This window comes from Limnofasciculus baicalensis BBK-W-15 (assembly GCF_024178385.1).
GTDB lineage: Bacteria > Cyanobacteriota > Cyanobacteriia > Cyanobacteriales > Coleofasciculaceae > Limnofasciculus > Limnofasciculus baicalensis.
Window position 1 is genome coordinate 1 of sequence record NZ_JAMZMM010000275.1, and the last position, 8,242, is coordinate 8,242.

General features: G+C 41.7%; 7 protein-coding genes. 1 reads left to right on the plus strand and 6 read right to left on the minus strand.

Features of this window, described 5'->3' with window-relative positions; genetic code table 11:
* Window positions 1–228 precede the first annotated feature (228 nt).
* On the plus strand, window positions 229–1,104 hold the full coding sequence (locus NJ959_RS21595; RefSeq protein WP_254013808.1) for an MBL fold metallo-hydrolase: 876 nt from the start codon (window positions 229–231) through the stop codon (window positions 1,102–1,104).
* 493 nt (window positions 1,105–1,597) lie between these two features.
* On the opposite strand, the gene truB is transcribed toward NJ959_RS21595, so the two are convergent.
* From truB to NJ959_RS21625, 6 genes are all read right to left on the minus strand, one after another.
* Window positions 1,598–2,503: a tRNA pseudouridine(55) synthase TruB gene (gene truB / locus NJ959_RS21600; protein ID WP_254013809.1), complete on the minus strand. Its 906-nt coding sequence runs from the start codon at window positions 2,501–2,503 to the stop codon at window positions 1,598–1,600.
* Window positions 2,504–2,705: 202 nt separating this feature from the next.
* Complete coding sequence (locus tag NJ959_RS21605; RefSeq protein WP_254013810.1) at window positions 2,706–4,199, minus strand: WD40 domain-containing protein; 1,494 nt, start codon at window positions 4,197–4,199, stop codon at window positions 2,706–2,708.
* 196 nt (window positions 4,200–4,395) lie between these two features.
* The gene (locus NJ959_RS21610) at window positions 4,396–6,189 is read right to left on the minus strand and encodes a WD40 domain-containing protein (protein WP_254013811.1); all 1,794 of its coding nucleotides are present in this window, start codon (window positions 6,187–6,189) and stop codon (window positions 4,396–4,398) included.
* Window positions 6,190–6,328: 139 nt separating this feature from the next.
* Complete coding sequence (locus tag NJ959_RS21615; protein ID WP_254013812.1) at window positions 6,329–6,952, minus strand: Rpn family recombination-promoting nuclease/putative transposase; 624 nt, start codon at window positions 6,950–6,952, stop codon at window positions 6,329–6,331.
* Between the two features lie 244 nt (window positions 6,953–7,196).
* Window positions 7,197–7,571, minus strand: coding sequence for an HNH endonuclease (locus NJ959_RS30480; RefSeq protein ID WP_309242682.1), 375 nt, complete (start codon window positions 7,569–7,571; stop codon window positions 7,197–7,199).
* Window positions 7,572–7,589: 18 nt separating this feature from the next.
* Complete coding sequence (locus tag NJ959_RS21625) at window positions 7,590–8,036, minus strand: hypothetical protein (RefSeq protein ID WP_254013813.1); 447 nt, start codon at window positions 8,034–8,036, stop codon at window positions 7,590–7,592.
* Window positions 8,037–8,242 lie beyond the last annotated feature (206 nt).

An 8,242-nucleotide genomic window follows, 5' to 3' on the forward strand; every position in this document is an offset into this window, starting at 1 on the left:
CTCCCCACTCCCCACTCCCCTTTGTTAAACTCAAGGAGGAGAGCATCGCAAAATTGTCATCAGATTGTCACAGCCTTGTCATATTTGGTCGCTAGAGTGTTGTTAAGTAGATTTATATTTACGATTTACTTCTCACACCTCAAAACCACACCATGCTCTCTCAACCCTGCGTTAGAGGGCATTTTTGTATATTAGATATATATTGAAAATGAAAACGAGGGTAAAAAAATGGCTCACCTGAATCAACGCCGTTCCCAAAATATCAGCGGGGATTTTTATGTCGATAGTACCTGCATTGACTGCGATACTTGTCGGTGGATGGCACCAATAGTTTTTGCTCGTCAGGATGAACAGTCAGCAGTTTACCATCAACCGATGAACGAAACGGAACGATTGGTAGCAATCCAGGCATTACTATCTTGTCCGACGGCTTCCATTGGTACGGTAGAAAAGCCCCATGATATTAAAGCCGCCCAGGGTACATTTCCTATTCCCGTAGCTGAGAATATTTTCCACTGCGGTTATCATTCTGAAAATTCTTATGGTGCTGCTAGTTATTTGATTGTCCTGCCAGAAGGAAATATTTTGGTGGATTCTCCTCGGTTTGCTCCGCCTTTGGTGAAGCAATTAGAAAAAATGGGTTCGATTCGCTATATGTATCTTACCCATCGAGATGATGTTGCGGATCATGAGAAGTTTCACAAGCATTTTGGCTGCGAGCGCATTCTTCATACTGACGATATTACTGCCAAAACTAGCAATGTGGAAATTCAGCTCGCGGGTAGGGAGCCAGTACAAATTGGGCCAGATTTATTAATTATTCCAGTACCAGGTCATACTAAAGGTCACACTGTTTTACTATACAACCAAAAATTTCTCTTTAGTGGCGATCATTTGGCTTACTCTAGTCAACTTAATCATCTTTATGCCTTTCGTCAGGCTTGTTGGTATTCTTGGCCAGAATTAGTTAAATCGATGGGTTATTTAGCCACATTTGATTTTGAGTGGGTTTTGCCGGGACATGGACGACGATATCATGCCGATAGAGAAACTATGCTTGAAGAGATGCAGAAGTGCTTGGCGTGGCTGGAGGAGAATAACTAAGTTTCTGATACCTAAATGGAGTCAATTGTCAAGATCAGTTTAAGATCGGTGATGGATAGGCTCCAAACTGATCTTGATAAAGAATCTCAAATAGACCATTATAAATATATGGATCTACCTAACTCTCTCAGCTTTGATTTTTCCTGACAGAGTGAGAAATCTGCCCGATGAGAGACCCAGTAGATGTACCCTGATGACTACTATCGGCGCTTACCCAAGCGCTGAATTTTTTGTTGATGTGTTTTTGTTTAGCTATTTTTGCCCAGGTGTGATACCAACATTTTTCATTTCATCTGAGTCTGACCGTATTTTGTTTAACTGAGTGGGATGTAGGGTGGGCAATCCCCCTGAGAAGTTGAAAAGCTGATGATGAAGTTAGTGGGGAGTGCCTACCGTTATTGCTTATGGTGCTGACGGTATTTTGTTTAAGATGAGGGAGATTTAAGGGGATCTTTTTGTAATTCCTATGGTTAATTTGTGAAGCAATTCATGCTTATTGGCTACTAGCCTCCAAAACTACAACAGGAATTACTAACGCCTCCGTTTCAGATTCAACTAACTCGCCGATGCCCAAAAATAAACCAGCTTCGGAGTAAACTTTTATGGCAGTTTTCGATAAATTTGCTATCCCATCCCGATAAAGAATATGCTGTCCCTGACACCAACGACGTGCATCTGCGGCGGGTAAAGTAATAACAGGTAAATGGGTTAATGCTCCTGCGGGTGGAATGGGAGAAAATGTCCCAGTTTGTAATTGAGTTTCTAATTCCTCGAAGGTAAGACTATCTGCTAAATTAAAACCGCAGCTTTGGATACGAATTAGGGAGGCGAGAGTGCCGCCAATACCCAGAGATGTCCCTAAATCGCGGGCGATGGCACGGATATATGTTCCGGTACCACATGCGATGGCTAATTCTATTTCTGGAAACTCTCCCCCACGCCAATTCAAGACTTCTATTTGATGAATTTCTACCTCTCGCACTGGTACTTCAATCTCTTTTCCTGCTCTAGCTAAATCGTACAGGCGTTTGCCTTGTACTTGAATTGCGCTGTACATAGGGGGAGTTTGTTGGATTTTTCCCTGAAATTGGGATAGTAATGGCAATACTTTTTCTAGTGTCAATTCACTACCAGATTGACTAGCAATTACTTCTCCTTCTAAATCATCTGTATTTGTTTTTACTCCTAGTCTAATTGTGGCGTGATATCCTTTATCTTCTTCCATATATTGTAATAGTCTGGTGGCTTTACCAATCGCAATAGGTAAGACTCCTGTCGCAGCAGGATCTAGGGTGCCACCATGTCCTACTTTTTTCATCCGTAGTAGACGGCGCACTTTAGCAACGCAGTCGTGAGAGGTGAATCCAGCAGGTTTGTTTAAGTTTAAAAATCCGTCCATGATTAAGAGGGAGTAGGGGGAGAGTTTTGAGTTTTGAGTTTTGAGTTTTGAGTTTTGAGTTTTGAGTTTTAATTCAAAATTGAGAACTAAAAACTTATAACTTTTAGGGGGAGTGGGGGGAGAGTTTTGAGTTTTGAGTTTTGAGTTTTAATTCAAAATTGAGAACTAAAAACTCATAACTTTTAGGGGGAATGGGGAAAAACTAGTCGCAGCGCCAAATCTTAATTGTTTTATCGGTACTTCCTGTGACAATTATCTGTCCATCTGGGCTAATTGCTAGTGTGTTAACCGAGCCAGTATGACCTTTAAGAGTACGCAATTTTTGTCCTTTTCCTAAATGCCATAATTTTACTGTATTATCAGCACTGGCACTTGCCAAAATCTGTCCGTCTGGGCTAAAGACTAGGCAGTTTACGGCTTCGCTATGTCCTTTTAGCGATCGCAATTCTCGTCCGCTACTCATCTGCCATAATTTTATAGTACGATCGGCGCTACCACTGGCTAGAATCTGCCCATCGGGACTAATCGCTACAGAAGTTACTATATCTTTATGACCGCGAATTGCGTGCAATTCTCTTCCTTTATTTATTTGCCATAACTTAATTGTGTGGTCATCGCTCCCACTAACGATCAGTTTACCATCTGGAGTAATTGCCAGGGCATTTACTCCACCATTATGACCTGTAAGGGTATGGAATTCTCGGCCTTTTTCTAGATTCCAGAGTTTAATGGTTTTATCATCGCTACCGCTAGCGATAATTTGACTATCTGGACTAATGGCGACAGACTTTACTCCGGCAAAAAAACCGGAATGTCCAGAAAAAGTCCGCAATTCTCGCCCATTTCTGATCTGCCAAACTTTGATTGTTTTATCATTACTGCCACCCACGAGAATTCGTCCATCGGGACTAATTGCGATCGCCTGAATATATCCAAATAAGCCATTATCGCCTTTAAGAGTACGGAATTCTTTCCCTGTCCCCAGGTTCCATAACTTAATTGTACCCTCACTACTACCACTTGCTAGCGTCTGCCGATCCGGACTAATAGCAACGGCATAAATAAAATAAGTATGACTCTTGATCGTGCGGATACAACGCCACTTGTCTTGGAGTGGTTGCAAGACTAAATTATGTAACCTACTAATGGAGAGGAGAGCATCATAGTAATCCTCTAAAATACCCTCTTGCCAATATAAATCGGCAGCTTTAGTGAAATCTGCGATCGCATGATGGTATTCTCCAGATTGAGAATATGCCAACCCTCGATATTTGTAAGCTTTCACATAATTTTCATCCAGCCACAGGGCGTTACTAAAATCTGCGATCGCATCCTGATATTTCCCACTTTTCCCCGACTCCATTCCTCGCTTATAATAACTTTGAGCATCAATATCGATGGAGGAATCGGTTTGTGGTAAAATAGAATAATAGTTTTTTAGCTCTTGGTAGGCTTCGTTAATCTTTTTAAGTTCCTCTTCTCCCTTTTCTCGCAGTTGAGGATGGTTATAAAAGCGATCCGGATGCCAAATCATGGCTAATTCCCGATAGGCTTGCTTCACATCCACTAAGGATGCGCCCGGTTTTAAACCCAGAATTTTATAGTATTCCTCTATCATCCCCACTTGACTCATCCGAGTTGAAGCTAATTTTTCCCCGTTACTCCACTTTTGCACCATAACATGAGCCTGACTCATGAGGCACAATATCCCTTGTCTGGGTAAGATTGCCAGATTTAGGCTTCTTTTTAAGATAACCTAATTTTTTAATAGGGAGTAGGGAGTGGGGAGTGGGGAGTGGGACTTTTGGTTACCAAGCGATTAAATCTTCTGTTGTATCTGTAGTTATTATAGCGATCGCACTTAAACAAGAGACACAGGCAAGATGCCTGTGCTACGAAGCTTTGCTGAATTTTTGCAGAAACTCCTCATAAGCCCGATTAATTATCTGCATTTTTGCGATCGCACTAGCCGCAGAATTAAGATCGGGATGATATTGTCTGGCTAAGGCACGGTAAGCTAATTTTACTGTATCCGCATCCGCATCAACACCTATGCCTAACACTTCCCACCATTCCCCAGATACCAGAGGATTAAAGCTGGATTTATCATCACCTAAGATTTGACACCAAATTTTCATTAAACCGCCCTGACTTCCAGTTACTAATTTTTGTCCATCTGGACTAAAAGCCACAGGATGTCGCCCAGAAAGAGTACCTAGTAATTTACCAGTATATAGATGCCAAATTTTGACTGAGTTACTGCTTCCACTGGCAATAGTTTGCCCATCCGGAGCGATTGCGATAGACAATATTTGATCCGATTCTCCATTGATGCTGCGGAGTAATTCTCCACTGAAGATATCCCATAATTTAATAGTACCATCCATACTGCTACTAACCAGAATATTACCATCGGGAGTAATAGCAACAGCAGTCACACAACCCGAATGTCCAGTTAAAATACGTGGTTGTTCAAAACTATTTAATGACCAAACTCGAATAGTTTTATCGGCACTACCACTAGCAATCATTTCTCCATCGGGACTGATGGCAATAGCATAAACTGTATCTGAATGACCATTTAATGTGCGTTTTAGTTCTCCACTATACCCGCCCCACAGCCTGATAGTTTTATCCCCACTCGCACTAGCCAGAATTTTGCGATCGCGGCTGAAAGTAAGACAGGAAATAAATCCTAGATGACTGTAAGGAGAATTAGGAGATAATAGGGGACGTAAGAATGTTTTAGTATTAAGCTGCCAACTGGTAATTTTATGATCTAAACCACCAGTCACTAACATATTTCCATCAGGGCTAATTGCGGCAGCATAAACTTGTCTTTCTTGCCCAAAAAATGTAAATATTTGTTTTCCGGTATTCAGATTCCATAGACTAACTGTTTTATCGTCACTGCCACTGACAATTGTCTCTCCATCGGGGCTAATAGCAATAGTATTAACTCCGGCTGTATGCCCTTTGAGTATTTTTTGACATTTCCATGTTTTAGTCTCAATGGGAACTACAGCAGTTTCAGTTGGAGAAGCAGCAGTCTGATTTGTCTGAGGTGGTAAATCTGTGGTGAAATTAGATTTGTTTGTGGTAGAATTAGATGATGTAAAGGTTTGATTCTTTAGCGCTTCTAATTCTGCCTCAAGTTCCCAGGCAGTAAATTTTTGTTCCCAAGCCGATTCAGCCCATACTGGATCTAATTCTAAAAGCGCTTGGGTATAATATTCCTGTTCAAAAACTTTACTTTCCATCCGTGCAAAAGCATCAATTGCACCCGCCATCCGTTGCCCAGGTTGTTGTTTAACTGCTTTATATAAGCCATAAATACCTAATCCAACTACTCCCCCAGCAGCAGCCATCGAACCCATCCCAATTCCCACCGCACCAAAACTTCCAGCCAATCCCATTCCCCCCACCGCCGCTGAAATTCCTATACCTCCAATTGCACCAATTCCGATTGCGCCAAAAGCAGCAGTATCCCCTTCTTCAATTGCTTTAAATGCCCCATAAACTGCTGCACCAGCAACTCCACCTGCTACTGCCATTGGCATCATTCCTATACCGACTGCACCAAAACTTCCCGCTAATCCCATACCACCAACTGCGGCATAAACTTTAGCACCAACACCAGCACCGCCAGCGATAAAAACGACACTTTCTTTTGAATTATCTGTCATATTGTTTTGTTGTCTATTCTATTAATCTTAGCTTAGACTGAAGTTAAGGGTTATGGCATCGTATAAATGGCTTAAATTTTCTTAGGGAAGACGGAGGGATAAACTTTATAGGGAGTGGGATTGGAAAGAGAGATTTTTGTTACTTGTTGCCATCCGGTAACCAAGCGATTAAATCTGCTGAAGTGCTAAAATCTAACAGAGCTTCACCTAGATTTTCTAATTGTTCAATGGATAATTCACTAATCCGAGTTTGGGTATCAGGATCGATTGCTCCTAAACGACGTTCTAATTGGCGTATAATTAATCTGACTTGTCCTTCTTGTAATCCTTCTTCTTTCCCTTTCAGAATTTCTCCCCGTCTATCTTCAATCAACATTTGCTCCTTCTCTACATCTTCCAACTCTTCCAGACTCAAGTTAGCTAAATTAGCAATTCTCATCGCTTTCTCAATTTCGGGAATAGCACCCATGGTTTCTGGTATAGCTTCCAAGGTGCTGCTTTGTTTCATAAAGTAAATCCATTTATCAGTTAAACTCTCTAACTCTCCCAACTCTTTCTTAAATTTAGGTAATTCCACAAATACCATTTCCAGCGGTTTATCCCGATAAACAAAAGAATCATCCATATCAGCAAAGGCAAAATGAGAAATCACCTTATCCCGATTGGCGAACATCTCAAAATCGGTAATTGTTAATGCGATTACTGGATTTAATTTGGAGTACCCTTGTCCGGATTTTAGTTGAGTATAAAAGGCTATAGTCAAATGGATACACTAGACGAATATCGCGATCGCATCTGGATACGCGATTGCTTAAATGGAACTTACGCATTTAGGCTATCTGTAGGGTGCGTTATGTAACGCACCTACTATATATATAGTTTAGTGACAGATTTTGCGTAAGTCCTGTTAAAGAATTAGAAAGAATTAAAGCTAAAACTTCTAGTTTCCTAAAAGTTTTAGCTTTAATCCCGACTTCCTTGGCGATTGTTATAGATGATTGTGCCGTTTATATCAAGCGACGCGCACCTTTCCCCCGATTACAGTCAAAACACAAAGTTTGCAAGTTACTGAGATCGTGACTACCACCTTTAACAAAAGGAATGATATGATCGACCTCTAGTGGAACTTCCTTGGAATTACGACCGCAGAAAACGCATTTGTAGCCATCTCTGTGCAAAACTGAAACACGAACTGATCCAGGGATATGACGCGATCGCTTTTTTCCTTCTTGCTCTGGTTTGGTTTTTGATTTGGTAGGAGTAGATTTTTTAGTCTTTCGCTTTGATGATTTATCTGCTTTTTTACTATTAACCTGGTTTACCAAATCTCGAAGTACACCGCGCACCATTTTTTGGAATGGATTAGGAGAATTTTTTGCCATTATTTATTCAACCATTTCTTAGAGAAGCCAGTCTTCTGTGCCCCTGCGAGTTTTAGGTTTAATTCCCGACTTCGTTAATTTATTTAATCCGTAAGCAGCCAATCCAACTATTGCACCAGCCACTGCAACGGGAGCCATTCCTACTGCCACAGCGGTTCCACCTACGGCTAAACCCATACCACCAACTACTGCGGAAACCCCAGCGCCAACTGCTGCGCCACCTGCTACCGCACCCAAAGCTGTCGCATCTCCCTCTTCTATCGCCTTTTTCGCCCCATAAGCAGCGGAACCCACAACAGCACCTGCCGCCGCAACAGGAGCCATCCCAATCGCTACTCCACCAAATCCGCCCACTAATCCCATTCCTCCTACAGTTGCAGCGACACCAGCACCTGCTGCGGTTCCCCCAGCAACTAATGCTGCACCCTCTACTTTATTGTTAAAATCTTTGTTATCTTGTGTCATTCTTTGATTACCTGTTTTGCTAAACGGTTGACATATTCAATTATCTCATTTCCTTAAAAGTTGTGACTTCAGTAATAGCGCTTAAATCTTCTAGGCTAATTAGCTGAATTATTATTAAAAAACCTAACCCCCCAGCCCCCTTCCCTACGAGGGAAGGGGGAGCAAGATTTGGGAAGGGGGAGCAAGATTCGGGAAGGGAGAGCAAG